Below are 26689 nucleotides of genomic sequence, written 5' to 3'. Positions count from 1 at the left end.
TCGCTGGGTCAGGCTTGCGCCCATTGCCCAAGATTCCCAACTGCTGCCTCCCGTAGGAGTCTGGCCCGTGTCTCAGTGCCAGTGTGGCTGGCCACCCTCTCAGGCCAGCTACCCGTCATCGCCTTGGTGGGCCGTTACCCCACCAACGAGCTGATAGGCCGCGGGCCCATCCCGAAGCGGAAGGGCTTGCGCCCAACCCTTTCCTCCCCCGGGGATGCCCCCAGAGGAGGGTATCGGGTATTAGCCCCGGTTTCCCGGGGTTATCCCCGTCTTCGGGGTAGGTTACCCACGTGTTACTCACCCGTTCGCCGCTAGAGCTGAAACCGCGGGTTGCCCCGCGGCCAACCCCCGCTCGACTTGCATGTTTTAGGCACGCCGCCAGCGTTCGCCCTGAGCCAGGATCAAACTCTCCAGACGGAAAGTTTAGATCCTTGACTCACCTCGGGCAGTCGTCCTGCCCGGGGGATTCCTTTCTCGATGGCCGCGTCGTTCCTGCCACTATTCGGTTTTCAAGGTCCCCGCCGGCTCCCCTAGGCGCCGGCAACCCGTAATCTTAACACCTTCCCTCCATCCTGTCAACCGGCTCCTCGACCGAGGACATCACCACGGGAAGACCGGTGGGGGAGGGTGTCAAGGTACCCTGCCGGGTCACCTTGCGGCAACCCCGGCAGCCATCCCATATCATACCGACGTGGCCCGGCCTGTCAAGATTCCCCAGGACCGGGGCGGGTCCTGGATCGCAGGACTCGTCCTCTCCGGGGCCGCAGCCGCCCTTGCCCGCGGGGCGAGGACCCTGCGCGGAACGGGCCCCATGGTGGCCACGCTCATCGGAACCGCGGTGTTCCGGGCCGGGGGCCTGCGGTGGTCGGCTTTTCTCCTGACCTTTTTCGCCTCCGCGAATCTCCTGAGCCGCCTTCCGGGCTCCTCGCAGGACCGCCTGGGACGCACGGGCCGGCAGGTCCTAGCCAACGGAGGCGTGGCTGCGCTCGCTGCGCTGCTGTCCCGCCGGTGGCCCATGACCTCCCGGGCCTTCGCGGGGGCCGTGGCTGCCGCGTGTGCGGACACCTGGGCCACGGAGATCGGGGTGCGGTACGGGGGTCCCCCACGCCACCTCACCATGGGCACCCGGGTCCCGCCCGGAACCTCCGGAGGCGTGACCTGGCTCGGAACCTTGGCAGGAGCCGCCGGAGCGGCCCTGTGCGGGCTTGCCGCGCAGGCGACGGGCGTAGCGAGCTCCGGCGTCACGGTCCGTGCGGGCGTCCTCGGGATGCTTCTGGATAGCCTCCTCGGGGCCACCCTACAGGCCCGCTACCGCTGCCCCCGGTGCGGGAGGAGCGGGGAGCGGCGCCGCTGCGCCTGTGGGGCACGGGGCCAGCGGGTCTCAGGTCTGTGCAGCCTCGACAACGACGGGGTGAACCTCCTCGCCACGGCCTTCGGGGCCCTCGTGGCTCACCGGAGCTCCGGCCCCTCCCCCTGCAGTTTAAAGACGGGGAGGATCCCCATGTGGAAGATGTCGTCCCGGTCGTAGCCCTCCAGGAGCAACGCCGCCCGCTTCACCACCTCGCCCCCGGCCTGTGCCACCAGCTCCTCCATGGCCCGCACGGTCTCTCCGGTGCTCACGATGTCGTCCACGATCCCCACCCTCCGGCCCGCCAGCTTCAGGGCATCCCGGCCGTCCAGGTAGAGCTCCTGCTCCGTTTTCGCGGTGATGGGCTTATAGCGGACCACCAGCGGCGAGAGCATGAAGGGGCGGATCTCCTTCCGGCACACCACGTAGGGCCGCAGGCCGAGGTAGGTGGCGATGGCATGGGCGAGCGGAATTCCCTTCGTCTCCGTGGTCACGAGCACCTCGCAGCTCTCCATCTGCGGTGCGAGCGCCCGGGCCGCCCGATCGATGACCTCCGTGTCTCCAAGGCTGTAGTAATAGGCGATCCAGGTGTCCGGCGACACCTGGATGAGGGGGAGGCGCCTCCGGGCCCCCGCGATCTCCAGCTCGTAGTTCGATTGACCCTGGAACGGCAGCACGTACGTCATCCTCCGTCCCCCACGGCGAGACCCCGACGGCATCTTACCACTAGTGGCGGAAGTGGCGAATGCCCGTGAACACCATGCTGCACCCCGCCCGCTCCGCGGCCGCGATCACCTCCGGGTCCCGCACGGACCCTCCCGGCTGGACGATGGCCACCACCCCTGCCCGCACGGCCTCCTCCACGCCGTCGGGGAAGGGGAAGAAGGCGTCCGAGGCCAGCACCGCGCCCCGGGCCCGCTCTCCCGCCTTGGCCACCGCCAAGCGAACGCTGTCCACCCGGCTCATCTGTCCCGCCCCCACCCCCACCACCTCCCGACCCCGGGCGAGGACGACGGCGTTGCTCTTGGTGTGCTTGCACACCACCCACGCGAACCGCAGGTCCTCCCACTCCTCCGGGGTGGGGACCCGGGAAGTCACCACCCGCAGCGTTTCCTTCTGCCAGGTCACGCGGTCCGGTTCCTGCACCAGCACCCCTCCCAGGACGCTGCGGATCTCCCAGGTGGCCTCCTCCGCGGGAGGGGCGATTTGCAGGATCCGCAGGTTCTGCCTCCCCCGGAGGATCTCCAGGGCCTCCGGCGTAAACCCCGGGGCCACCACGACCTCCAGGAACACTTCCCGGAGGAGCCGCGCGGCCGGACCATCCAGGGGACGGTTGAGGGCCACGATCCCGCCGAAGCGACTGATGGGATCTCCCCGCAGGGCTCCCCGGAGGGCCTCTTCCGCGGTCGGGCCGAGCGCGCAGCCGCACGGGTTGGCGTGCTTCACCACCACCGCCGCGGGCTCCGAAAACTCCCACACCAGCCGCCAGGCGGCGTCCGCGTCCAGGAGGTTGTTGTAGGAGAGGGGCCTTCCCCCCACCTGCTCGGCCCGGGGGAGGCTCCCGGGGGGCGCGAGGGGATCCCGATAGAAGGCCGCGGCCTGGTGCGGGTTCTCGCCGTACCGCAACGCCTGATCCCTGCGCCACGCCCACACGAGCCGCTCCGGGAACTCCTCCTGTCCGCTCCGCTCGGCCAGCACGCGGGCGATCAGGGCGTCGTAGCCCGCCACGTACCGGAAGGCCTCCACCGCAAGCCGCCGCCGCGTCTCGGGCAGAACCTCCCCCGTTCGCCGGAGCTCCTCCAGAACCGGACCGTACTGTCCGGGATCCGTGAGCACCGCCACCCGGTCGGAGTTCTTCGCCGCGGCCCGGATCAGGGCTACCCCGCCCACGTCGATCTCCTCCACCAGCTCCTCCCACGGCCGGTTCGCCGCGGCCGCCTCCTCGAAGCGATAGAGGTTCACGGCCACGACCTCGACGGGCTTGATCCCAAGCCGCTCGAGTTCCTCCTCATCGGACCTCCGGGCCAGCACCGCGGCATGGATGGCGGGGTGCAGGGTCTTCACGCGGCCGCCGAGGACCTCGGGAAAGCCGGTCACCTCCGCGACGGACGTCACGGGAATCCCCGCCTCCCGGAGCACCCGCGCGGTACCGCCCGTACTCACAATCTCGAACCCCAAACTCCACAGCCCGCGGGCGAAGTCCACGAGGCCCGTCTTGTCCGTCACGCTCAGGAGCGCCCGTGGCATCTAGTCCCTCCGCACCATCAAATCCTCGAACCGCACCTCCCCCGATGCCAGCCGGCGGATGGCCTCCGGGTAAATCCGGTGCTCCTGCTCCGCCACCCGGGCCGCTAGGGTCTCCGGGGTGTCCCCGGGGAGTACGGGGACCTCCGCCTGGAGGACGATGGGTCCTGCATCCACCGCCTCCGTGACGAGGTGCACCGTGCAGCCCGAAACCCTGGCTCCGCTTGCCAGCACCGCCCGGTGCACCCGTTCCCCGTACATGCCCTTCCCACCGAACGCGGGAAGGAGGGAGGGGTGGATGTTCAGGATGCGGCCTCGGTAGGCGGCCACGAAGTGCGCATCCAGGATGCGCAAAAACCCCGCAAGACACACCAGATCCACCCGGTACGGCGCCAGCACCGCCTCCAGTTGACGGCAGAACGCCTCCCGGTCGCGGAACGCGGACCAGTCCACCACGTGGGCCGGCACCCCCGCCCGCCGCGCCCGCTCCAGGGCAAACGCGCCCGGCCGGTCAGAGACCACCACCACCACCTCCGCGGGGTAATCCGGCCGTGCACAGGCATCGAGGATGGCCTGGAGGTTCGTGCCGTTTCCAGAGACCAGTACCGCAAGCCGCACCCGCCCGGGCACGCCTTACCCCTCCGTCCGGATCTCCACCGCCCGCTCTCCCGCGGCGATCTCCCCGATCACCCAGACCTTTTCCCCGTGTGCTCGGAGGAAGGCGGAAATCTCCCCCGCCGCATCCGGGCGCACGCAGAGGATCATGCCGACCCCCATGTTGAAGACCCGGAACATCTCCTCCTGCTCCACCGGTCCCTCCCGGGCGATGAGCCGGAACACGGGCGGGATGGGCCAGCAGACCTCCACCCGGGCCCGACACCCCGCGGGGAGGATGCGCACGAGGTTCCCGCGGATCCCTCCGCCCGTGACGTGGGCGATCCCCGTGACCGCCTCCGGAAAGGCCGCCAGCAGGGCAAGCAGGGTCTGCGCGTAGCACCGGTGCGGCCGCAGGAGGGCTTCCCCGCGGGTGCATCCCAGTTCCGGCTCGTAGCGGTGCACGTCCTCCGGGCGCCGGAGGAGGACCCGTCGGGCCAGGGAGTAGCCGTTGGTGTGCAGGCCCGTGCTCCCAAGCCCCACCAGGACGTCTCGGGGGCGGATGCCGGAACCGTCCACCATCCGGGCCGGCGCCACCACGCCCACCGCGCATCCCACCACCTCGTAGGCGTCCTCCCGGTACACGTCCGGCATCTGGGCGACCTCCCCGCCCAGGAGCGCCACCCCGTAGGCCGAGCACGCCTCCGCCATTCCCTCCAGCACCGCCTCCAGCACCTCCGGACGCCACCGTCCGGAGGCGAAGTAGTCGAGGAAGAGAAGCGGCCGGGCGCCGTGGCAGGCAAGATCGTTGAGGTTGTGGGCCACCACGTCGTGCCCGATCACCCGGTGGTCGCCCACCAGGTTCGCCACCTCGGTCTTGGTGCCCACCCCGTCCACGGTGGCCGCCAGGATCAAGTCCTCCTCAGCGGGGAGGCGGATGAACCCACTAAACAGGCCCACCCGATCCAGGACCGCGGGGGTGAAGGTGGACCGGATCCGCTCCCGGAGGCGTTGCAGGAGCGCCTCCTTCGCCTCCACGTTTACCCCGACATCCCGGTACCCGATGGGCCTCATCGCCGTTCCAGGGCGTACTTCCCCGCTTCGGACTCCGTGGGCGTGGGCGTGGGGTAGCGGCCGTCCAGGCACGCCGTGCACAGGACTTGGCCCGGAAGGCCGATGGCGGTTACGAGCCCCTCCTGGCTCAGGTACCCGAGGCTGTCCGCGCCGATCTGCTGCCGGATGCCTTCCACGTCCAGCCGGGCGGCCACGAGTTGCCCCCGGCTGCTGGTGTCCACGCCGTAAAAGCAGGGCCAGCGGATGGGAGGGGAGGAGATGCGGAGGTGGACCTCACGGGCCCCTGCCTCGCGCAGCGTGCGCACGAGCCGGGCGCTCGTGGTCCCCCGGACGATGCTGTCATCCACCAGCACCACCCGCCGGTCCGCGACCACGGCCCGCACCGCGCTCAACTTGGCCCGGACCCCGAAGGCCCTCCGGGCGGGATCCGGCTCGATGAAGGTCCGGCCCACGTACCGGTTCTTCACCAACCCGAGTTCGAAGGGCAGCCCGCTTTGCTCCGCGTATCCCAGGGCCGCGGAGGTGCCGGAGTCCGGTACCGGGATCACCACGTCCGCATCCGCGGGCTGCTCCCGGGCCAGGATGCGGCCCATGCGGCGCCGCACCTCGTGCACGGTGCGCCCCAGCAGCACGGTGTCGGGCCGGGCGAAGTAGATGAACTCGAAGACGCAGCTGGCCGGCCGCCCTCCGGGGAGGACCTGCTCCGCCTGGACCTCCTCCCCTCCGACCCACACCACCTCCCCGGGATGCACGTCCCGCACGTAGACCGCCCCCACGGCGTCCAGGGCGCAGGTCTCGGAGGCCACCACCCATCCCTCCTCCAACCGCCCCAGCACCAGGGGCCGGATCCCGTACCGGTCCCGGAACGCGAAGAGGCTCCCGCCCACGAGCGCGGTCACGGTAAACGCGCCCTCCAGACGCGCCATGGTGGCGCGGATGGCCTCCTCCACCGAGCCCACCCGGGCGGCGGCGATGGAGAGGGCGATCACCTCGGTGTCGCTGGTGGTCTGGAAAACCATCCCCCGCGCTTCCAGCTCTGCCCGGAGCTGAGGGGCGTTCGTGAGGTTGCCGTTGTGGGCCACGGCCACGGGTCCCCACCGGGAGGGGACCACCACGGGCTGGGCGTTCGCGAGGACCGCGGAGCCCATGGTGGAGTACCGGACATGCCCGACCCCCACGGAACCCGGTATCCCGGCATGGTCCGCCCGGAAGATCTCGGAGACAAGCCCCATCCCCTTGTGCACGTGGAGGTTTGTGCCATCGTAGGTGGCCATCCCCGCACTCTCTTGCCCCCGGTGCTGGAGGGCCAATAGCCCCGCATACACGAAGGGAGCCGCGGCACCGCGACGCAGGGCGATGCCGAACACCCCACACTCCTCCCGCCACCGATCCGTCATCCCTCCCACGCCTCCCTCAGGTCCGTCGCCCGAATCTCGATCCCACCAACGGCGAGCCGGATCCGGAGGGCTTCCCCTCCCACCCGGCCCAGCAGCCGTACGGGCACCCGGTGCTCCCGGCACCGGGCGTAGAAGGCCTCGTACCGGTCCACGGGCACCGTGACCACCACTCGAGACGGCCCTTCCCCGAAGAGGAGCTCGTCCACCCGGGTCTGCTCCAGGGAGAGATCGCAGGTTGCCCCCACTCCCCCCAGGAGGCAGGCCTCCGCCAGGGCCACCGCGAGTCCTCCATCGCTCAGATCGTGCGCGGAGCGCACCAGATCCTCCTCCGCCGCCCGCACGAGGAGGTTCACCAGGCGCCCGTGCAGGTCGAGGTCCGGGACCCGCGGGCAGCCCGCCACGAGACCGTGTACCTCCTTCAGGTAGGTGCTTCCCGCGAGGGATGCCTCAAGCGCGCCCACGAGCACCACGAGGTCTCCGGGACGCCGGAAGCCGCTGGGGATCACCCGGTTCACGTCCCTCAGCACCCCGAGGACTGCCACGATGGGTGTGGGGTAGATGCGGTCCGCAGACTCGTTGTAGAGGCTCACGTTGCCGCCGATCACGGGAATCCCCAAGGCCCGACAGGCATCCGCGATCCCCTCCACCACCCGCCGCAGGCTCCACGCCACCTCCGGCCGCTCGGGGCTGGGGAGGTTGAGCCCGTCCGTCAGGGCCACGGGCCGGGCACCGCTACAGGCCACGTTCAGGGACGCCTCGCAGACGGCCCAGGCCCCCCCGCACCACGGATCCAGGTGGGCGATGCGGCCGGGACCGTCCACGCTGAGGGCGATGCCCAGAGGGGGCGCCTCCTTGACGCGCAGCACCGCGGCGTCCGAGCCCGGCCCCACCACGGTATTGATCTGCACCATGTGGTCGTACTGGGTGTAGATCCAGCGTTTGCTGCGGATTCCAGGCGTGCGCAGAAGCTGCAGGAGAACCCCCGCAGGATCCTCCGGCACCGGGAGGGTCTCCGTGCAAAGCGGCGAGGGCCCGTAGGGTTGCTCGGGAACCCGGCGCTCGGGGGCGTCGGTCACGAGTTCCGGCGGGAGCTCCGCCACCAGCCGCTCCCCGTCATAGACCCGCAGTACCCTCTCCTCCGTCACCACCCCGATGGGCTGGGCCACGAGCCCCCACCGCCGGTAGATGGCGGCCACCTCCTCCTCCCGGCCCCGCTCCACCACCAACAGCATCCGCTCCTGGGACTCGCTGAGGAGAACCTCCTCCGGCCGCATTCCCGTCTCTCGGCGGGGCACCCGGTCCAGGTGGATCCGCATGCCGACCCCGCCCCGGGCGCTCATCTCCGCGGCCGCGCACGCAAGCCCCGCGGCTCCCATGTCCTGCACCGCCACCACGGCTCCGGTCCGGTAGGCCTCCAGGGTGGCCTCGATGAGGAGTTTGCCGGCAAACGGGTCCCCGATTTGGACCGCGCTCCGGTCCTGCACCTCGCTGTGCGCATCCAGTTCCTCGGAGGCAAAGGCAGCACCGCCGATGCCGTCCCGGCCCGTGCGGGCCCCCGCGTACAGGACCACGTTCCCGGGGCCCCGGGCGGCGGCGCTCTGCACTTGATGGGCGCGCAGGATCCCCACGCAGCACACGTTTACGAGGGGGTGGTGCGTGTAGCAGGGTTCTGTGTGGACCTCCCCGCCCACCACGGGAACCCCGACCGCGTTCCCATAGTGGGCGATCCCGGCCACCACGCCTTCCAGGAGCCGCCGCGCCCTCGGGCCATCCCCGAACCGCAGGGAATCAAGCAGGGCCACGGGCCGGGCCCCCATGGCGAGCACGTCCCGGATGATCCCGCCCACCCCCGTGGCGGCGCCGTGGAAGGGGTCCACGGCGCTGGGATGGTTGTGGCTCTCGATCTTCATGGCCACCGCCCACCCGGGCGCGACCTCCACCACGCCCGCATTCCCCCCGGGTCCCCGCAGCACACCGGGCCCTTCCGTGGGCAGGATCCGGAGGTAGGGACGGGAGTGCTTGTAGGAGCAGTGCTCGGACCACAAGGCCTCGAACACCCGCCACTCCACGGAGTTCGGTTCCCGTCCAAGCCGCCGCCGGATCTCCGCCACCTCGTCGGGGAAAAGGCGCAGGTTGCGCTCCGCTACGACCTCCGCCATACCGCCTCCCTGCGATGGGTGCGGATCCAGTCCACCATGCTCTCAAACAGCCGTCGGCCGTCCTCCCCGCCCAGAATCCCCTCCGCGCACCGCTCGGGGTGCGGCATGAGGCCCAACACGTTTCCGGCCTCGTTGCAGATCCCCGCGATCCCGCTGAGGGATCCGTTGGGGTTCTCGCCCTCGTACCGGAACACCACCCTCCCCGTTGCCTCCAGCCGCTCCCGCGTGGCAGGGTCCACGTGGTAACGGCCTTCCCGGTGGGCGATGGGCATGCGTAGAACCTCTCCCGGCCGGTATCGGGAGGTAAAGGGCGTGTCCGTGCGCTCCACCCGAACCTGCACCCACCCGCACCGGAACCGGGCCTGGAGGTTGGTGAGCAGGGCGCCGGGCAGTAGCCTTGCCTCCAACAGGATCTGGAACCCGTTGCAGATCCCCAGCACCAGCCCTCCCCGGGCGGCGAACTCCCGCACCGCCCGCATCACCGGGCTCGTGGCCGCGATGGCACCCGCCCGGAGGTAGTCGCCGTAGGAGAACCCGCCGGGCAGGACCACGGCGTCGAGACCCGTGAGATCCGTCTCCTCATGCCACACGGGCTCCGCCTCGACCCCCACCACCTTCTCCAGCACCCACCGGCAGTCCGCATCACAGTTGGACCCTGGGAAGGTCACCACGCCGAACCGCACCTCACGCCTCCTCCACCCGCCACTCCTCGATGAGGGGATTGGCGAGGAACCGCTCGCACATCTCCATCACGTCCGTCCCATCCGGGAGCACGAGCTCCACCGCACGGCCCACCCGGACCTCCCCCACCTCGTAGCCCAAAGCCCGCAGCCCCGTGGCCACCGCCTGACCCTGGGCGTCCAGAACCCCGGGCTTGAGGAAGATCACCACCCGAACCCGCCTCACCGTAGCCCCCACGCGGGGATCTGCCCCGTGAGACGGCGGTAGGCCTCCAGGTACCGGGAGCGGGTGGCCTCCACCACCTCCGGCGGAAGCGGAGGGGCGGGAGGCTGCTTGCTCCACCCGATGCGCTCCAGGTAGTCCCGCACGAACTGCTTGTCGAAGGAGGCCATGGATCCCCCGCGCTCGTACGCCTCTCGGTCCCAGTACCGGGAGGAGTCCGGGGTGCCGAGCTCGTCGATGAGCATCAGCGCATCTTTGCGCATCCCGAACTCGAATTTGGTGTCCGCCAGGATCAATCCCCGGTCGTACGCGTGGTCGTGGAGGACCCGGTACAGCACAAGACTCACCTCCCGCAGGCGTTGGGCCAGTTCCTCCCCCAACGCCTCCGCCACGGCCTCGAAGGGCACGTTCTCGTCGTGTCCCCCCTCGTTCTTGGTGGCGGGGGTGAAGATGGGCTCCGGGAGCCGCTCCCCTTCCCGAAGCCCCCGCGGAAGCCGGATCCCGCACACCGCCCCCGTCCGTACGTAATCCCGCCACCCGGACCCCGCGAGATACCCCCGCACCACGCACTCGAAGGGGATCCGCCGCGCCCGCCACACCAGCATGGTGCGATCCTCCAGCTCCGCGAGGCCCTCCACGGGCTGACCCAGGGCCTCCGCGATGGCCCTCAGGTCCGTGGTGATGAGATGGTTCCAGATGACGGGAACGGTGCGGGAGAACCAGAAGGCCGAGAGCTGCGTGAGCACCTTGCCCCGGTCCGGGATGGGGGTGGGGAGCACACAGTCGAAGGCGCTCAGGCGGTCCGTGGTCACCATGAGCAGCCGATCCCCCAGGTCGTACACGTCCCGCACCTTGCCCCGGAGGTACAGGGGGAGGGAGAGCACGGCGTTCATGCGCGCTTCTCCTTCGGCGGGATTCCGGCCCGGCTCAGGATCTCATCCACGTGCGCGAGGTACGGCGTGAGATCGAAGCAACCGCGCAGGGCCGCCTCGTCCGCGTACCGCCGGACGACCGGGTCTTCCAGGAGGGCGTGCAGGAAGGCATCCGGAGCCCGATGCGGATCCTCCTCGACCCGGAAGGCGGCCCGCTGCACGGCCCGGTACGCTTCTTCCCGGGGCATGCCCCGCGCCACCAGGAGGAGCAGGACCCGGTGGGAGTACACGAGGCCGCCCGTGCGGTCAAGGTTTCGGCGCATGGCCTCCGGATCCACCCGCAGGTGTTCGAGGACGTAGCGCATCTGCCGCAGGGCGTAGTGGAGGAGGGTGGTGGCCCCGGGCAGGGTGAGGCGCTCGTTGCTGGAGTGGCTGAGGTCCCGCTCGCCCCACAAGGCCTCGTTCTCCAGGGCCACGAGGCCCATCCCCCGCAGCATCCGGGCAAGCCCCGTGATCCGCTCGCAGAGGATGGGGTTGCGCTTGTGCGGCATGGCACTGCTCCCCGTCTGGCCCGCCTCGAAGGGTTCCTCCACCTCGTGGATCTCCGTGCGCTGGAGGTTGCGGATCTCCGTGGCGATGCGCTCGAGGCTTCCCGCGGTGACCGCGATGGCGCACAGCAGCTCCGCATGCCGGTCCCGCGAGACGATCTGGGTAGAGACCGTCTCCGGTACCAGGCCCAGCCGCTCGCACACGTACGCCTCGGCCCACGGTGGAAGGTGCGCGTAGTTGCCCACCTCTCCGGAGAGCTTCCCCACCCGCACCGCCTCCCGGGCCCGCAGAAGGCGCTCGCGGTTCCGCCGCATCTCCGCGAGCCAGCTCGCCACCTTGAGCCCGAAGGTGGTGGGCTCCGCCACCATCCCGTGGGTGCGGCCCGGCATCAGGGTGTGGCGATACCGGTCCGCGAGCTCGACGAGCACCCGGAGCAGCCCGTCCAGTTCCTGCAGGAGGAGGTCCGTGGCCCGCACGAGGAGCACCGCGGTGGCGGTGTCCACCACGTCGCTGGACCCGATGCCCCGGTGCAGGTAGCGGGCGTCCTCCCCGAGGTCTTCCGAGACCACCTCCAGGAAGGCCACCACGTCGTGCCGGGTACGCCCCTCCGCCTCCCGCACCCGTTCGGGGTCGGGGGTCCGGGCCCGGGCCCGCAGGCGCGAGGCGGTCTCCTGCGGAACAAGGCCGTGCGCGGCCTGGGCCTCCACGGCCAGCAGCTCCACCTCGAGCCAGGTGGCGAGCTTCGTGCGCTCGCTCCACAGCTCCGCCATCTCCGGGGTGGTGTACCGGGGGATCACAGCACCCCTCCCGGGGTGTGGATGGTGTGCTCCCGCCGGGCACCCGTACCGATGAGGGTGACGGGTACTCCGCACAGCTCCTGGATCCGGCGCACGAAGGTCCGGGCCTCCGCAGGGAGATCCGAGAATCGGGCGATCCCAGAAGTGGGCGTGCGCCATCCCGGGAGCTCCTCGTACACGGGGCGAACCCGCTCCAGCACGGGGGTGGGCGGAACCGCCTCCAGGAGTTTTCCCCCGAGCTCGTAGGCCACGCAGATCCGGACGCGGTCAAACGCGTCGAGCACATCGAGCTTCATGAGGGCCACCTCCGTGCACCCGTTGAGTCGGGCCGCGAACCGGGCCGCCACGCCGTCAAACCACCCGCACCGGCGGGGTCGGCCTGTGGTGGCCCCGTACTCCCCGCCCAGTTCCCGCAGGCGTTCCCCCACCTCTCCCCGTTCCTCCGTGGGCAGGGGGCCTGATCCCACCGCGGTGGTGTACGCTTTCACCACGCCCACGATGCGGGTGATGCGATGTGGCGGGATCCCGGCGCCCGCGCAAGCCCCGCCCGCCAGGGTGGTGGAGGAGGTCACGTATGGGTACTCCCCCCAGTCCAGGTCCCGCATGGCGCCCAGGTGCCCCTCCAGGAGGACCGGGACGTCGCGTTCCAGGGCCTCCTGCACGACCTCAAACCCGTCCACGATGTGGGGGCGGAGGCGTTCCGCCCACCCCCGCAGCCGGGCCCGCAGGGCCTCGGCATCCACGGGCGCCTGCCCGTACAGGGCCTGCAGCAGGGCGTTGCGCCGTGCGAGGAGCACAGCCAGCTGCCGATCGCAGAACTCCGGATACAGCAGATCTCCTGCCCGCAGCCCGATGCGGGCCACCTTGTCCGCGTACGTGGGCCAGATGCCCTGGCGGGTGGTCCCGTGGGCGCGGGCCTCATCTTCCGCCACGTCCGTCTGGACGTGAAAGGGGAGGGTGAGATGGGCCCGGTCGGAGAGGAGCAGCGCTCCCCGCAGGAGGTTCCGCTCCTGCAGGACCTCCATCTCCTGGAGCAGCACTTCCGGGTTCACCACGCAGCCCGGGCCGATGAGGTTGCGGCACCCGGGATTGAAGATGCCGGAGGGGATGAGGTGCAGCCGGAAGGTTCCCCACTCGTTCACGATGGTGTGGCCCGCGTTGGCCCCTCCGTTGAACCGGATCACCAGCTGCGCCCGCTGCGCCAGCAGATCGATCACCTTGCCCTTCCCCTCGTCTCCCCAATGCAGTCCCACCACCGCGGTCACGGGCATGGCTCACCCCTCATGCTCCGATACCGGCCCGGGCCCGGCGGCCGATGTCCCGGCGGAACTGCATCCCCTCGAAGTGCACCTCCTCCACGGCCCGATACGCGACCTCGCAGGCGGCCTCCAGGGTCCCGCCGAGCCCCACCACGCTCAGGACCCGACCGCCCGCGGTGTAGAGGGCGGCGTCGCGCTCTTCCGTCCCCGCGTGGAACACCACAACCCCCGGCCGTCCCTCCAACCGCTCAAGGCCGTGGATCCGGCGCCCCCGCACGGGCTGCTCGGGGTACCCCTCGCTCGCGAGCACCACGCAGCAACTGGCCCCCTCTGCCCACCGGACGGACACCCGGTCGAGGGTCCCCGAACACGTGGCCAGAAGGATCTCGAGGAGATCGCTTTGAAGCAGGGGAAGCAGGGCCTGGGCCTCAGGGTCCCCCCACCGGGCGTTGAACTCCAGGACTTTCGGGCCCTCCGCGGTGAGCATGAGGCCCGCGTAAAGCACCCCGCAGAAGGGCGTTCCCTCCGTGCACAGGGCCCGGGCGGTGGGTTCCAGGATCTCCCGCACGATCCGCGCCTGCAACCCCGGAGAGACCCGTAACGGTGCGATGGCCCCCATCCCGCCCGTGTTGGGCCCTCGGTCTCCGTCCAGCAGGCGCTTGTGGTCCTGGGCCAGCGGGAGAGGGACCACGCACTCGCCGCTCACCAAGGCGAGCGCGGAGGCCTCTTCTCCCTCCAGGTACTCCTCGACCACCACCCGCCGACCGGCCTCCCCCAGCCGGCCCTGCACCATGAGGGCCTGGATGGCCGCCTCCGCTTCGAGGGAATCCCGGCACACCACGGATCCCTTGCCGGCCGCGAGCCCGTCCGCCTTCACCACGCAGGGACCTCTCCGGGTCCGGACCCACCGTACCGCCTCCTCGGGATCCTCGAAGATCCGGTACCCGGGCTGCGGGATCCCGTGGCGCCCGAGGAGTTCCTTGGCAAAGATCTTCGACGATTCGATGCGGGCCGCCCCCTGGGTGGGTCCGAAGACGGGAATGCCCCTCGCGCTGAGGGCATCCACGAGGCCCAGGGCTAGGGGTTCCTCCGGGCCCACCACGACCAGGTCCGGCCTGTGCTCCTCCGCGAGCGCCACGATTCCCGGGATGTCCGTGGCCCGCACGGGGAAACACCGGCCGTACCGCGCGATCCCCGGGTTTCCCGGGGCAGACAGGATCTCGGAGACCAGCCCACTCCGCCCGAGAGCCCACGCGAGCGCGTGCTCACGAGCTCCGGAGCCCACGAGGAGAACCCGCACCCTCGTTAACCCTCAACCGTTCGGGATTTGCGGATATCCTTTGCGATCCGGCCCCATCATAGCCACGAATCCCCCTGGGGTAAAGGCGAGCGACCAGGTAAAGTTCGCCTTTCGCCGCTAGGGGATGAGGCAGGTCTACGGGTTCGGGGAGGTTGTCCGGAGCAAGCCTTCGTCGTGCCCGGCCCTCCCGCCCACCAGGGTGAGGACGCTCCGGATGCCCTTGAGCCCTTCGTCCGGAACCTGGAACGGGTCGCGGTTGAGGACCACGAGATCCGCCCACTTGCCCACCTCGAGGCTCCCGAGGCGGTCCTCCTCCCGGAGGAACCAGCCGTTCGCGCGGGTGTACAGGCGCAGGGCCTCTTCCCGGGAGATCCGCTGGTCCTCGTTGATGGGTTCCCCGCGGGCGTTGACGCCGGTGGTGGCGTAGTAGATGTGCAGCCACGGGTTCATGGGCGCGATCTGCATGCCGTCCGAGCTCAGCCCCACGGGGATCCCGCTCTCCACGATCATCCGGAAGGGAGGGCCGTTGGCTTCCCGGGTACCCGCGAGGTACCGCCACCCGGTGAGGAAGAGGCCGCCCCCTAGGGCCTTGAGCCGGTCCACCCACTCCCGGGTGATGAAGGGGACGTGCGCGAGGACCCAGCGCAGCTCCCCGATGGGGAATTCCCGGTTCACCTCTTCCCAGCCCCGGATGATGGCCTGGTAGTCGGTCCGGGTCAGGGAGTGGTTCTCGTTCCGCCAGCCCGCCGCGGCCACGAGGCGGGTACCCACCCGCCAGGCCTCGCTGGGCTCCGCATGGGCGAAGAGCTCGAAGGGATCCCCCGCGGTGAACTCCCCGATCCCCACGGTCCGCACCCACTCGTCCCCGAAGTAGGGGAAGCTGTTGCGCAGGCGCTCCCGTAGGGTGGGGACCTCTGGGGAGAGGTCCGCGTGGAGGAAGTTGATCCGGATCCGGGCCGGGAGAGCTCCTTCCGCGTGCAGCTCAAAAAATGGCCTGTGCATGGTGTAGTTGTCCTCGTGCGCGGCCCCGTCCGCCGGGGTGTTCGTGGCCTGAAAGGCCCCCTGGTCCAGGTGGGTGGTCACCCCGAGGCTGAGGCCGTACCGCAAGGCGTCCAGGGCACTCCGCCGCCGTTCCTCGGGAGTCAGCAGCTCCCGGCGCAGGGCCAGCAGGGCCCGATTCGAGGCCTCCCCCGCGGCGATGGCCCCGTCCTCGCGCACGGGGATGCCCCGCTCCGAGAAGAAGCGCTGCCCCAGGGAGTTCGTCACGGAGGGTCCGCTGAAGCCGATGGAGAGGTACACGGGATTGTGCGGTACCGCCTCGTCCAGTTCCCGCCGCGTGGGCAGACGGCGCTCCCGGAACTGGTTGAAGTGGAACCCGCCGATGGTGGTGAGGAAGGCCCCCCGAGGCGCCGCGGCGGCCCGGGCGGCCAGGGTCTCCTGGACCTCCCGGACGGAGGCGCAGTTCTCCAGCGGCGTGTGGTATCCGGGACGGTTCCCCATCAGGGCGATGTGGTTGTGGTTGTCGATGATCCCGGGGATGACGGCCCGTCCCCGGAGGTCAACCTGTCGGGCCCCCAGACCCTGGACCGGGAGGGCGTTTCCCACGTACGCGATGCGGCCATCGCGGATCAGCACCACGGAGGCCCGAGGGTTGCGGGGATCCATGGTGTAGATCCTCCCGTTGAACAGGAGGAGATCCCGAGGAGCGGGGACCCGCTGCCCCCGGGCCTCCCCGCGGGAGCCTGCCGTCCGGGTCGCGTCCCACCGCCCGACGGACGCCACGCCCGCAAGGAATCCGAACCGCAGGAACTCCCTCCTGGAAAAGGTCTGCCCGACCCCGTGCCGCGTCTCCATGTTCGTCCCCCCTCCAGATGCTCCACCTGCCCTCACAGCCCCAAAAGGGCCGCGGGGTTCCGGCGTCCCATCCAGTCCAGTTCGCGGTCGGTGATCCCCAGGGCCCGGAGCTGGCGCACGAAGGCCAAATATCCCTCCGCGGGCCGAGGGAGGGGGGAGGCGCCGAGGTCGCTTGAGAGGATGCAGCGCTCAGCCCCCACCGCCTTGATGGCCGCGGCCATCTGCTCCACGGAGACCCCTCGCCAGGCCCGGAAGCGCTCCGCGGGGGAATCCGGCCCGAGGAAGACCCCACAGTACGCGTGCTCGATATAGGCCCCCAGCCGCGCCGCCTCCCGCTGTTCCTCCAGGGTCATGTTGATGGGATCGTAGTCCGCATGGGTGCACACGATGCGCTCCACGCCCATGGCCCGGGCCTCCCGGATGAGGGCGAGGGCCTCCTGCGGGGAGAGGTGCCCGGTCTGGAGCACGAGGTCGTACTCCGCACACAAAGCCAGGATCTCCCGGGCCGCGGGCAAAAGCCGGGTGCCGTCGAAGACCTCCACGCCCGGCTTGGGGATTCCGAACCGCTCGTGGTGGTTGCGGGCGTGGATGCTGGGCATCCACACCACCTTCCCGATCCCTTCCGCGCCGCCGCCCCGGAAGGCCACCATGGCCTCCACGGCCGCGGGGTTCAGGCCGCCCATGGGCCAGTTGAGGACCACGCCCCCGAACGCCCGGATGCCCCCGCCCACCTCCGCGTTGGCCTGCGCCGCGCGGGTCACCGTCTCGAAGGCCCCGCCCTTGAGCACCACGGCCCGCATGCCGAGCGCGCGGGCGGTTCGGGTGGCCTCCACCGCGTCCACGGTGCGGTCGAAGGTGTCCGGGAGGGTGTGCACGTGGAAGTCGATCATCCCCTCCGTGGCCTCCTCCCGCACGCGATTCAGGGTCTCCGGCTCAGAGGACGCGGGCGGCGCAGCCGCGTGGATCCGGGGGTACGGCACACAGGAAGCAAAGCTCCAGCACACGATCCGCCCCCTAGCCGAGAGGAACAGCGAGGGCCCGCGCCCGCTCCACGACCTCCGGGGGTCCTGCGGCCAGCACCTCGATCTCCACCCGGGCCTCGGGGATCACCAGGGAGGAGACCTGGACCGTGGTGCTGGCCACGGCGTGGTCTTTCAGGAACTCCCGCTGCACCTCGTTGAGCTCGTCCTGCTCCCGGATGTCCGTGAGGAACCGCGTGACCTTGACCACGTGCCGCCAGCTAAGCCCCAGGGCCGAAAGCGAGAGCTGGACGTTCTCGAAGGCCCGGCGGGCCTGCTCCCGCATGGAAGGCGGCAGCACGTGCTCCTCGGGGATGTGGGGGTGGTGGTGGTAAACGGGGGAGGCATGGCACCCCGAGATCACCACGAGGGCCGCCCCCGGCGGGACCACCACCGCAGGGGCATAGGGCATCCGGACCTTCCCGCGGAGGGGATGGTCCGGGTAAACGGGAATTCCGTGCATCCTTCCCTCCTCAGGCGAGTCCGTCTTCCCGGATGACCGGATTCACCAGTTCCCCGATTCCAGAGGCCCGCACCACCACCCGATCCCCAGGACGCAGGAACACCGGGGGGGTGCGGACGAACCCCACCCCCGCAGGCGTTCCCGTGGCGATGACATCCCCGGGCTCAATCCCACAGGTCTGAGAGACGAAGGAGACGATCTGGGGAACGGAGAAGATCATCTCCGAGGTCCGGCTCCGCTGCATCGTCTCCCCGTTCAGCTGGAGCTCCAGCTCGAGATCGTGCGGGTCCGGGATCTCGTCCGCGGTGACGATCCACGGCCCGAAAGGCGTGGAGCGGTAGAAATTCTTGCCCGCGGTCCACTGGCTCACCGCCCGCTGGTAGTCCCGCACGCTGACGTCGTTGAGGAGGCTGTAGCCGGCCACGTACCGCATGGCGTCTGCCTCGGAGACGTACCGGCCCGCCCGGCCCAGCACCACCACCAGCTCCGCTTCGTAGTCCACCTGATCGCTCAGCCGGGTGATGGGGATGGGATCCCCATGCCCGATCAGGCTCGTAGGGAACTTGCAGAACAGCACCGGGACCTTCGGGAGGGGCTGCCGGGCCTCCTCCGCGTGGTCGCGGTAGTTCAGGCCGAGGCAGATCACCTTCCCCGGGTCCGGGATGGGCGGCAACAGGCGCACCCCTTCCAGCGGAAGCACGGTCCACGGATCCCGGTGGGTGAGGGCATACTCCACCGCGGGACGAACCCGCTCCGCGGACTCCGGCCACCGGGCGAGGAAATCCCGGGCCCGCGGCGGGACCTCCCAGCCAGCCCGCTCCACCGCGTCCGAAGCGCCCCGTGCACGCAAGTAGGCGGCATACGCGGCGTTCGCGTCTACCACCTCCGACCCCTCCACGATCCCCAGGCGCGGCCCCAGGGGGCTCTGAAAGGTCACCAGCCGCATGCAACCCTCCTCACATTCGCGAGATGGAATCTGGACCGGAACTGTACGCCATGGATTCCGCAAGATCCTCCGCCGCATCCGGCCCCGCGCCCTCGTGAAACCGGGCTACTCCAGGAACTCCGGGGGTGGGGCCGGCCCCCACTGGTTGATGGTCTCGGGGCGGTCCTCCCAGACGAGCGGCGTGTACTCGTCGTCGTTCCAGATCTGGAGCATGTCCGCGAAGAGCTCGTTGAGGACCCCATCCGGGTTGCGGACGTACAGGAACAGGTTGAAGCCGGGGCCGTGCCGACCGGGTCCGTACAGGAGCCGGACGCCATGGTTCAGCATGTGGTCCGCCAGGGCCCGCAGCGCGCTCCAGTCCTGGACCTCCCAGGCCAGGTGGTGCAGATTCGCCCGGTCGGCCTGGATCCACGCCACGCCGTGATGGTCCGGACTGCAGCGCATCCACACCATCACGGAGGCCATCCAGTCGGAGACCCGGAACCCCAGCACCTTCTCGTAGAACGCCACCTGCCCGCGGATGTCCGTCACCTTCGCGGTGATGTGCCCGAACTTCCGGGGCGCCCACACGGGGAACCGTGTCCCGTCGTACCGTCTCCGCATGCCGCAGTAGATCCAGACGGGATATCCCTCCGGATCCTGGAACGCGATGGTCAGGCCCTGCCCCGGGACCGTCACCTCCACGGTCTCCACCCCTGCGCTCCGGAGCTCCTGGGCCGCCTGCTCCACCGCCCGCTCGTTTGGAGCTTCGAACCCGAAGTGGTGCGCCCCCGGAGGATTCCCCTCGTACAGGATCAGCCCGTGGTGAGTGGCATCACAGCTGAGGTATGCGGCTCCGTCCGCGCGCTCCGTGACCTCCAACCCCAGGATCTCCTGGTACCACCGGGTGCCCGCATCCAGGTTCCGGGCATAGAGGCCGATGTGCCCCACCCGCCGGATCTCCATGACTCCCCCTCCTTCCTCCCCGGAATCGTACCTCCTCCTGCGGCCCCGGACCACGTCCCTCAGAGAGCCCTCCCTCCGTGCCCTGCCTATCGGGGGGCGCACAGGACCTCCACCAGCGCAGGACACCGCTCCTCCATGCAGACCGTGACGGCCCTTCGGAGCGCTTCCGGAAGGGCCGTGGGGTCCTCCACCCGCCCTTCCGCGTACACGCCGAAGGACTCCGCCAGTTTCCGGTAGTCCACGTCCGGGTGATCCAGACGCGTCCCGATCCCCCGGTTCTCCACAGGCCGTCCCCGAAGGCGGGCCACCTCCGCTTGGTGCTCCTCATCGTTGTAGTACGAACGGTTGTTCACCAGGACGATCAACAAGGGCAATCGGTAAGCGCTCGCGGTGTACAGGGCTCCAGGCGTGTACAGGAAATCTCCCTCGGACTGAAGGTTCACCACGAGACGCTCCGTACTCCGATGCGCCAGGCAGGCGCCGATGGAGACTCCCATGCCGTACCCGAGCCCTGCCCCTTCGTTGTGCCCCAGGAAGCAATCGGGTTCCTCGAAGACCCACAGCCGCCGGGGCCACCCTCCCAGCCAGCCATTCGCCAGCTGCCAAGGGATCCCGCGGATGGCCTGCCAGACCTCGTACGCGAGACGAGGCGGGGAAACGGGCCGCTCCCCCCAGCGCTCCTCCAACCCGCGCCGGACCCCCTGCTGTAAGGACGTGTGCAGATCCTCCAGATACCGACGGCGCTGCTCCCGGGCCCCTCTGCCGGCTTCCGACCGTCTCAACCGCCTTCGCACCCGCTCAACCAGGAGCGGAAGCGTCACCGTGGTGTCCGCAAGGACGGTGAGCGTCGTGGGCTGCGGTTCGTTGATGTCGTGCACCCATCCCCGCGCATGCAGGTCTCCCAGGGTGATGTGGACGATCCGGGCGGTCGGGGCCACCAGGCTCCGGCTCTCCCGGGATCGGGGATGCACAGGCGCGCGAAGGGCCCCGAAGAGGTCGTACACCTCCAGGGCCACCACCAGGTCTGCCTGGGCCAGAACCTCCTCCCTCGCATCGCTCACATCGAGCGGGTGGGAGGAAGGGAAGTTGTGCCGGCGTCCCGTGTCCACCACCGCCGCCCCGACCTCCTCTGCGAGCTCCACCAGGTGCGGGATCGCTTGGGGGTCCCGTCCCACCCGATCCGCCAGGAGAACCGGGAACGAGCTCTCCACCAGCCACCGGGCCACCTGGTCCAGGGCTTCCTCCTCCGGTGCCAGGCGCGTCACCCGGAGGTACGATTCCGGGTCCGGGATCTCCACCGGCTCCTCTAACCGCGCCTCCTGTAACGCCACGTCGTAGCACAGGTATACTGGACCCCTGGGCTCCTGGATGGCCAGGCGGTATGCCCGGTAGAAGGAGGCGGGAATGGCCCGCAGGCTCGCGGGTTGGTCGTCCCACTTCACGTAGTCCCGGACCAGGTTGGCCTGCACGTGGGCGGTGTGTACCCAGTCGATCCAGGGGCGCCGCTGCGTGGCATCCAAGGGACCTGTTCCCCCGATGACCAACACAGGCTCCCGATCACACCATGCGTTGAAGATGGCCATGCTGGCGTGCTGGAGTCCCACCACGTCGTGGACCAGAGCCACCATGGGCCTATGCTTCGCTTTGGCATACCCGTGGGCCACGGCCACCGCGATCTCCTCGTGCGTACAGAGGATCAGCTCTGGGGAACGGTTGCCCGCGTAGTTCACGATGGAATCATGGATCCCCCGGAAGGTCGCTCCCGGGTTGAGGGCTGCATACTCGATCCCGCACCGGCGCATCAGCTCCACGATCAGGTCCGACCCGTACTCCGGCCCGCGCTCCCCCATCCTCATCTCCGGCCGCGCACCAGGGTCCGGTATTCCCGGGCCGCCTGGGAGTAGGGCACCGGCCCTACCGTGGCCCGGATCTCCACCTGCACGTGCCGCTCCACGCTGGGCTTGCGGGACCCACCGTCCGGCTCCCCCCACACCACGATGACCTCTGTTCCCGGCGCGCGGTACGCCTCCTCCACCATGGCCAGGGACAGCATGGCCCCCTCATTGGAGCTGTACCCGCACGAGGTGGAGAACCCGACGCACTCCCCCTTTCGATTCAGCACCTTATCGTACGGCCACATGCAGTACCGGGGCACGGGCAGATCCATGTACTTGGCCCGCTCGCCCTTGGGCTTCGTGAAGAGGTCACGGAACACTCCCGTGACGTCCTCCGGGTGCCACACCAGGGTCACCTTCTGGCGGTGAGGCTCTCCCACCTTCCGCTCCAAAGCCTCCCGCCCGATGAAGTCGTGGTCGAATTTCAGGATGTGTCCGTAGCCCAGATCCCAGGGGGTGAGGTAGTAGTCCTCGATGTTGGGGGAGTAGAAGCTCCCGCCCAAGGATCCCGTCGCCTCATAGCTCGTGGCCGGGAGCCACTCCCGGTACGCCCTCAGGGCAGGGCTCGTGTAGATGGCAGGCAAGACTCCGGAGATCCATCCGGATTCCAATGTGTTCGTGGCGTACGCCCGAGAGCCCACTTGCCGCAGCCCGAACGCCTCCCCTGCCTCCAGGATGGCCTCCCGCACCGCCTCCCGATCCTCCCACGGGCCGAAGATCTCCCCACCCGCCACGCCCGCCATGCCGTGGTGCAGGAACCGTGCCCGGCGTCCCCGGATTTGGAGCCAAGCCATGTGGAAGAACTTCACGTCCGGAAGGGGGCCCCCGTTCAGCGCCTCCAGCAGGGCCGGGGCAAGAGGTCCCTGCAGCTGAAACCGATACACCCGGCGGGGCCGATGGGGATCCACCAGGGACCACTCGTCCCGCTCAAAGCGCACACGGTAGCCGCCGGTCTCCCCGTGGTACTGCACCCAGTTGAGCGCGGAGGGACGCCCCACCAGCTGGAAGACCTCTGGCTCTAGGTAGAAGAGCACCGCGTCCCCGATCACATACCCCTCCGGGGAGCACACCACCAGCTGCTTGGCCTGTCCGGGCTCAAATCCCCGGAAGCTGTTTATGCCGAGGAAGTTCAGGAGCGGGAGGGCATCGGGTCCGTACACGTACAGGTCCGACATGTGGTACGAGAGATCCAGGAGCGCCACCGTCTCCCGCCACGCATGTTGCTCGTCCCGCCAGTTGGTGAACTCCGCGGGGACGACGGGGAAGGCTCGCGCTCCCGTCCGGTTGTTGTACAGATAGTCCGTGATGTTGGGGACCTGCTCCAGGATCTCCTGCAGATTCCGGGGTCCTGCGCTCCCCATCGCCTTCCTCCCTATTGCCCTTCGAAGACGTGGACAGGGGCAAATGCCTCCTCGAGAGGCATCGGCCGGGCCAACAGCCCCTGCTCCTGGAGGTACCGGAGCAGTGTCTCCAGAACCTTCCGGTTCGGCTCGATTCCGTACGGCCAGGGATCCGCCCCAAAGAGTTCCTGGAGCTCCTCCAGGTCCGCGTGCAGCCAGGGCAGGCTATAGCGCAGCGCGGGGCTGTAGGCCATGCGCTCGAACGCCACCTCCTTCGCCCGACAGAAGGCCCGATAGAGGCTCGTGGCCACCCAAGGGTGCTGGCGGAGCAATTCCTCCCGCACCACCACCGTGTGCATGATGGGGAAAATCCCCGTGCGGCGGTAGTACGCCCGCTCCACCTCCCGGTAGTTCGGGAAGAGCCGACGGATGCGGGGATCCACTCCGAAGGAGCGAGGGCGCACCGCCCCCATGTACGCATCCAACAGCCCTTCCACCAACATCCGGTCCAGGCTGTAGCCCTCCGGAGCGGGCTCCAACTTCCACCCCTCCCCCCGGGGCCGGCCGGAAATGACCGCCGGCCGGTGCCCAGGTCGGTTCGCCTCCCCTACCACCCACGTAATGGACCGAAGATCCACCCCGTACTCCTCCTGCAGGATTCCCCGGATCCAGACCAGGGCCGTCTGCGTGAACTCCGGAACGCCCACCCTTCTCCCTTCCAGATCCTTCGGGTGCTCGATCCCCCTCCCTTCCCGGACGAAGACGTACCCGTGCCGGAACATGCGGGAAGGGAAGACCGGCAGGGCCACGAAGGGAAAATCCCCTTCCGCCCGCCGGGAGAGGTACAGGGAGCAGCTGAGCTCGAAGGCGTCGAACTCCCCCGCGAGCCCCCGTAGGAACGCCTCTGGAGGTTCCTCCACAGGGACGTACACAAGCCGCATTCCCTCCGGCCTCACGGTACCGTCTCGGAGGGGCTCCAGACGGTCGTAGGGGCCCGCGGCCAGGGTCAGCGTGAGAGAGGGTTCCATCACCGGGCGCACACCCCCGCCCACCGGGGCTCCAGGGCCTCCTCGAAGGGCACGGGTTGCTTGATGACCCCCGTGTCCATCATGCGGCGCAACTCGGCTTCGTATCCTGTCCGGCTCAAGCACCCTGTCCCATACCCGTGTCGGATCCGGTTGATCATCTTCACCGCCAGCTCCGGAGCCACGCCCTGGAAGAGTTGAGCCGTCTTGGGGTCCCTGACCACCAGCTGCACGATCTCCTGGGAGGAGTGACTCCGGATGTACGCCAGCCCCTTCTGAACGGCCCGCACCATGGCCGCCACCACCTCCGGCTGGCTGCGGATCACGCTCTCCGTGGTCGCCAGGACGCCCACCAGAAGCAGATCGGTACCCATCCACCGCCTGAGCACGTAAGGATCGAAGATGTTCACCAGCATGAAGCCCACCCCGTCTACCTCCACTCGGCTCAGCACGGGCTCGCTGAAGGCCAAGGCGTCCACTCGTCCCGTCTGTAGGGCGGTATACATCACGCTTGCGTCGGTCCCAACCGGCAACAGCCGGACATCCCGCTCCGGCTCCAGTCCCGCCTTCTTCAAGAATGTCACCGCGATGGACCACGTAAAGGAGCCCGGTGCCGTAACGCCCACGGTCCGGCCCTTTAGGTCCTCCACGCGCCTCACCTGCCTCCGCAGGGCCGAGCGGACGATGAGGGTGACGTGCAGCCGGTCGTAGACGGGAGCGATCCCCTTCAGGGGAGCGCCCGCGAGTCGCGCGAGGGGAATGTGCTCCGTTCCGATGACCCCGAAAGACGTACGGCCACCGATGAGGAGGTTGCGGATCGCCACACCGCCGGACAGAAGAATCCGTCCGACCTCCACCCCCTCCCCACGGAAGTACCCTGCCGCTTCCGCCACCAAAACGGGCAACGCAGGCTCCACGGCAGCGACCACGGGGAGGTCCAGCTGCACGGGCCCCTGTTGTGCAATCCCGGGGGACACGCTTACCAGACCCACCAGCAACCCAATCAGAACCAGCAATTCCGATCTCCGCATGACCTCTCCTCCCGGTCAAGCCTCCCGCTGCCACCGCAGGAGCCTTCGCTCTACGGCAGTCGCCAGGCTCACGATGCTATACCCGACCGCGGCCAGGATCAACACGATGGCGAAGGTACGGGGCGTGTCCAGCACGCCCACGGAGATCACCATCCGGTAGCCGAGGCCCTGCACGGACCCCACGAACTCGCCCACCACCGCCACCCCCAGAGACACCCCGATGGAGGTCCGCAGGGCCGCCACCACCCAGCTCACCACGTACGGCAGGATCACGTAGCGGGCGATCTCCCGTGGTCCCCCGCCCATCACCTCAATTCCCCGCACCCAGTTGCGGTCGATCGTCTGTACCCCCTGGTACACGTTGAAGAACACCACGAAGAACACCGCGAAGAACACCAGGGCAACCTTGGACGCCATCCCAAGCCCGAACCAAATCACGAACAGGGGCGCGAGCGCGTACCGGGGCATGGCGTTCAGGGCCACCATCAGGGGCTCTGCCGCCTGGCCCAGCAGCCGCACGTAGGCGAACAGCACCCCCACCGCGATCCCGATGACGATGGCCAAGGCCAGGCCCCCCGTCGCCTCCGAAAGGGTGTAGAAGGCGTCGGCCGCTAGATCCCCGCTCTGCGCGTACGCCCACAGGGCCTTCAAAACCTCCCCGGGGGACGGCAGGAGGGCACGGGGCATGGCCCGCCAACCCGGCACCAGATCCCCGCTCACCGAGGCCCAGGCCAAGAGCATTGTTGCCACGAACCCGGCCCGCAGGGCCAGGATCCTTGCCCCGCCCCGGTACACCCCGACCCGGGCCCGCCGGGATGGAGAGAGCGCCAGGTTCACAGAACACCCTCCCGAAGGAGGTGCTGGTCCGCGCGCCGGAATTCCTCTGCGAGGCGTGACCACACCTCCGCCTGCAGCATGGCGAACTCCTTCCGTCCCTGGAGGTCCACCGGATCCCGTGGATACGGGAAGGGCACGGAGTACTCCGCCGTGACCCGGCCGGGCCGGTTGGAAAGCACCACGACCCGCTGTCCGAGAACGATGGCCTCGGAGAGGTCGTGGGTGACAAAGAGTATGGTGGCCCGATGCTCCGTCCAAAGGCCTGTGAGCTCCCGCTGGAGGTGCATCCGGGTGTGGGCGTCCAAGGCTCCAAAGGGCTCGTCCATCAGCATCACTTTCGGGCCGTACACCAGGGTGCGGGCCAACGACGCCCGCTGCCGCATCCCTCCGGACAGCTGGTGCGGAAAATGTCGTTCAAAGCCGCTCAGCCCGACCCGGGTAATCTCCTGGCGCGCCCGGCGGATCGCCTCGTGCGGCGGCACCTGCCGCACGCGCAGGCTCACCAGGACGTTCTGCTCCAAGGTGTACCAGGGAAGGAGGTTGTCCCGCTGGAACACGTAGCCCAACTCCCCCTTCCAATCCCGGTGGCTCCGGATCACCCGGCCCTGCCACCGCACCGTCCCTTCGATCTCCGGATTCCCGGGGAGTCCAAACCCCGCCACCACGTTGAGAAGGGTAGACTTTCCACAACCACTCGGCCCCACCAGGCAAACGAACTCTCCTTCTCCCACCTCTAGATCCACGCGGTCCAGCACGAGGAGGTCTCCGAACCGCAGGGAAAGCCCCTCGATCTGCAACCCTTCACCCACGGCCGTGCTCCTCAAGCGACATCCAGCTC

At 69.4% G+C, this 26689-nt stretch carries 24 protein-coding genes and 1 rRNA gene; 1 reads left to right on the top strand and 24 read right to left on the bottom strand.

Annotated elements, in window-relative coordinates; all coding sequences use genetic code 11:
- Positions 1–417 (bottom strand): 16S ribosomal RNA (locus QN206_10265); the annotation flags it as partial.
- Positions 418–691: 274 nt separating this feature from the next.
- On the opposite strand from QN206_10265, the gene QN206_10260 reads away from it, so the two are divergent.
- On the top strand, positions 692–1528 hold the full coding sequence (locus QN206_10260) for a DUF92 domain-containing protein (protein ID MDR7615191.1): 837 nt from the start codon (positions 692–694) through the stop codon (positions 1526–1528).
- On the opposite strand, the gene QN206_10255 is transcribed toward QN206_10260, so the two are convergent.
- From QN206_10255 to QN206_10145, 23 genes are all read right to left on the bottom strand, one after another.
- Positions 1450–2034, bottom strand: a complete 585-nt coding sequence (locus QN206_10255) for a phosphoribosyltransferase family protein (protein MDR7615190.1) — start codon at positions 2032–2034, stop codon at positions 1450–1452. The two genes, QN206_10260 and QN206_10255, sit on opposite strands and share 79 nt — an antisense overlap.
- 40 nt (positions 2035–2074) lie before the next feature.
- Entirely contained in the window at positions 2075–3595 is a 1521-nt protein-coding gene (purH, locus tag QN206_10250) for a bifunctional phosphoribosylaminoimidazolecarboxamide formyltransferase/IMP cyclohydrolase (protein MDR7615189.1), read from the bottom strand.
- On the bottom strand, positions 3596–4222 hold the full coding sequence (gene purN / locus QN206_10245) for a phosphoribosylglycinamide formyltransferase (protein MDR7615188.1): 627 nt from the start codon (positions 4220–4222) through the stop codon (positions 3596–3598).
- Positions 4223–4225: 3 nt separating this feature from the next.
- Positions 4226–5260, bottom strand: coding sequence for a phosphoribosylformylglycinamidine cyclo-ligase (gene purM, locus QN206_10240; protein ID MDR7615187.1), 1035 nt, complete (start codon positions 5258–5260; stop codon positions 4226–4228).
- Entirely contained in the window at positions 5257–6657 is a 1401-nt protein-coding gene (gene purF, locus QN206_10235; protein MDR7615186.1) for an amidophosphoribosyltransferase, read from the bottom strand. Before purF ends, purM begins: the two co-directional genes overlap by 4 nt.
- Positions 6654–8816 carry a phosphoribosylformylglycinamidine synthase subunit PurL gene (gene purL / locus QN206_10230; GenBank protein MDR7615185.1) on the bottom strand — a complete coding sequence of 721 codons (2163 nt, stop codon included), beginning with the start codon at positions 8814–8816 and terminating at the stop codon, positions 6654–6656. The genes purF and purL overlap by 4 nt, the downstream gene beginning before the upstream one ends.
- Complete coding sequence (gene purQ / locus QN206_10225; protein ID MDR7615184.1) at positions 8801–9499, bottom strand: phosphoribosylformylglycinamidine synthase subunit PurQ; 699 nt, start codon at positions 9497–9499, stop codon at positions 8801–8803. The genes purL and purQ overlap by 16 nt, the downstream gene beginning before the upstream one ends.
- 1 nt (position 9500) lies before the next feature.
- Entirely contained in the window at positions 9501–9722 is a 222-nt protein-coding gene (gene purS / locus QN206_10220) for a phosphoribosylformylglycinamidine synthase subunit PurS (protein ID MDR7615183.1), read from the bottom strand.
- The gene (locus QN206_10215) at positions 9719–10612 is read right to left on the bottom strand and encodes a phosphoribosylaminoimidazolesuccinocarboxamide synthase (GenBank protein ID MDR7615182.1); all 894 of its coding nucleotides are present in this window, start codon (positions 10610–10612) and stop codon (positions 9719–9721) included. The genes purS and QN206_10215 overlap by 4 nt, the downstream gene beginning before the upstream one ends.
- Positions 10609–11937 (bottom strand): adenylosuccinate lyase, encoded by a 1329-nt coding sequence (purB, locus tag QN206_10210; protein MDR7615181.1) that lies wholly within the window; start codon positions 11935–11937, stop codon positions 10609–10611. Before purB ends, QN206_10215 begins: the two co-directional genes overlap by 4 nt.
- On the bottom strand, positions 11934–13208 hold the full coding sequence (locus tag QN206_10205) for an adenylosuccinate synthase (GenBank protein MDR7615180.1): 1275 nt from the start codon (positions 13206–13208) through the stop codon (positions 11934–11936). The genes purB and QN206_10205 overlap by 4 nt, the downstream gene beginning before the upstream one ends.
- Positions 13209–13218: 10 nt before the next feature.
- Positions 13219–14496 (bottom strand): phosphoribosylamine--glycine ligase, encoded by a 1278-nt coding sequence (gene purD, locus QN206_10200; protein MDR7615179.1) that lies wholly within the window; start codon positions 14494–14496, stop codon positions 13219–13221.
- 135 nt (positions 14497–14631) lie between these two features.
- Positions 14632–16350, bottom strand: coding sequence for an amidohydrolase family protein (locus tag QN206_10195; GenBank protein ID MDR7615178.1), 1719 nt, complete (start codon positions 16348–16350; stop codon positions 14632–14634).
- Positions 16351–16382: 32 nt separating this feature from the next.
- Positions 16383–17330 (bottom strand): DUF6282 family protein, encoded by a 948-nt coding sequence (locus QN206_10190; protein ID MDR7615177.1) that lies wholly within the window; start codon positions 17328–17330, stop codon positions 16383–16385.
- Between the two features lie 34 nt (positions 17331–17364).
- A complete protein-coding gene (locus QN206_10185) occupies positions 17365–17832 on the bottom strand; it encodes a Rid family hydrolase (protein ID MDR7615176.1) in 468 nt (155 codons plus the stop codon).
- A 10-nt stretch (positions 17833–17842) separates the two neighbouring features.
- Complete coding sequence (locus tag QN206_10180; GenBank protein MDR7615175.1) at positions 17843–18778, bottom strand: fumarylacetoacetate hydrolase family protein; 936 nt, start codon at positions 18776–18778, stop codon at positions 17843–17845.
- Positions 18779–18883: 105 nt separating this feature from the next.
- Entirely contained in the window at positions 18884–19723 is an 840-nt protein-coding gene (locus tag QN206_10175) for a VOC family protein (protein ID MDR7615174.1), read from the bottom strand.
- Positions 19724–19809: 86 nt separating this feature from the next.
- The gene (locus tag QN206_10170) at positions 19810–21573 is read right to left on the bottom strand and encodes a thiamine pyrophosphate-binding protein (protein ID MDR7615173.1); all 1764 of its coding nucleotides are present in this window, start codon (positions 21571–21573) and stop codon (positions 19810–19812) included.
- 2 nt (positions 21574–21575) lie between these two features.
- Positions 21576–22979, bottom strand: a complete 1404-nt coding sequence (locus QN206_10165) for an aminomethyl transferase family protein (GenBank protein ID MDR7615172.1) — start codon at positions 22977–22979, stop codon at positions 21576–21578.
- Positions 22980–22990: 11 nt separating this feature from the next.
- Positions 22991–23998, bottom strand: coding sequence for an ABC transporter substrate-binding protein (locus QN206_10160; GenBank protein MDR7615171.1), 1008 nt, complete (start codon positions 23996–23998; stop codon positions 22991–22993).
- Complete coding sequence (locus QN206_10155; GenBank protein MDR7615170.1) at positions 23986–25014, bottom strand: ABC transporter substrate-binding protein; 1029 nt, start codon at positions 25012–25014, stop codon at positions 23986–23988. The genes QN206_10160 and QN206_10155 overlap by 13 nt, the downstream gene beginning before the upstream one ends.
- Positions 25015–25029: 15 nt before the next feature.
- On the bottom strand, positions 25030–25851 hold the full coding sequence (locus tag QN206_10150) for an ABC transporter permease (protein MDR7615169.1): 822 nt from the start codon (positions 25849–25851) through the stop codon (positions 25030–25032).
- Positions 25848–26660, bottom strand: a complete 813-nt coding sequence (locus tag QN206_10145; protein ID MDR7615168.1) for an ABC transporter ATP-binding protein — start codon at positions 26658–26660, stop codon at positions 25848–25850. The genes QN206_10150 and QN206_10145 overlap by 4 nt, the downstream gene beginning before the upstream one ends.
- Between the last annotated feature and the right edge of the window lie 29 nt (positions 26661–26689).

This window comes from Armatimonadota bacterium (assembly GCA_031460175.1).
In the GTDB taxonomy this organism is placed as follows: domain Bacteria; phylum Sysuimicrobiota; class Sysuimicrobiia; order Sysuimicrobiales; family Sysuimicrobiaceae; genus Sysuimicrobium; species Sysuimicrobium tengchongense.
Note: the sequence above shows the minus strand (reverse complement) of the source record. Positions and strands in the feature narration are given on the sequence as shown.

What these genes read in the sequence shown, in the direction of transcription:
- QN206_10255 (MDR7615190.1), bottom strand. Translation starts at nt 2,034, where the DNA reads ATGACGTACGTGCTGCCGTTCCAGGGTCAATCGAACTACGAGCTGGAG.
- purH (MDR7615189.1), bottom strand. Translation starts at nt 3,595, where the DNA reads ATGCCACGGGCGCTCCTGAGCGTGACGGACAAGACGGGCCTCGTGGAC.
- purM (MDR7615187.1), bottom strand. Translation starts at nt 5,260, where the DNA reads ATGAGGCCCATCGGGTACCGGGATGTCGGGGTAAACGTGGAGGCGAAG.
- purF (MDR7615186.1), bottom strand. Translation starts at nt 6,657, where the DNA reads ATGACGGATCGGTGGCGGGAGGAGTGTGGGGTGTTCGGCATCGCCCTG.
- purL (MDR7615185.1), bottom strand. Translation starts at nt 8,816, where the DNA reads ATGGCGGAGGTCGTAGCGGAGCGCAACCTGCGCCTTTTCCCCGACGAG.
- QN206_10215 (MDR7615182.1), bottom strand. Translation starts at nt 10,612, where the DNA reads ATGAACGCCGTGCTCTCCCTCCCCCTGTACCTCCGGGGCAAGGTGCGG.
- QN206_10205 (MDR7615180.1), bottom strand. Translation starts at nt 13,208, where the DNA reads ATGCCCGTGACCGCGGTGGTGGGACTGCATTGGGGAGACGAGGGGAAG.
- QN206_10195 (MDR7615178.1), bottom strand. Translation starts at nt 16,350, where the DNA reads ATGGAGACGCGGCACGGGGTCGGGCAGACCTTTTCCAGGAGGGAGTTC.
- QN206_10185 (MDR7615176.1), bottom strand. Translation starts at nt 17,832, where the DNA reads ATGCACGGAATTCCCGTTTACCCGGACCATCCCCTCCGCGGGAAGGTC.
- QN206_10180 (MDR7615175.1), bottom strand. Translation starts at nt 18,778, where the DNA reads ATGCGGCTGGTGACCTTTCAGAGCCCCCTGGGGCCGCGCCTGGGGATC.
- QN206_10175 (MDR7615174.1), bottom strand. Translation starts at nt 19,723, where the DNA reads ATGGAGATCCGGCGGGTGGGGCACATCGGCCTCTATGCCCGGAACCTG.
- QN206_10170 (MDR7615173.1), bottom strand. Translation starts at nt 21,573, where the DNA reads ATGGGGGAGCGCGGGCCGGAGTACGGGTCGGACCTGATCGTGGAGCTG.
- QN206_10165 (MDR7615172.1), bottom strand. Translation starts at nt 22,979, where the DNA reads ATGGGGAGCGCAGGACCCCGGAATCTGCAGGAGATCCTGGAGCAGGTC.
- QN206_10155 (MDR7615170.1), bottom strand. Translation starts at nt 25,014, where the DNA reads ATGCGGAGATCGGAATTGCTGGTTCTGATTGGGTTGCTGGTGGGTCTG.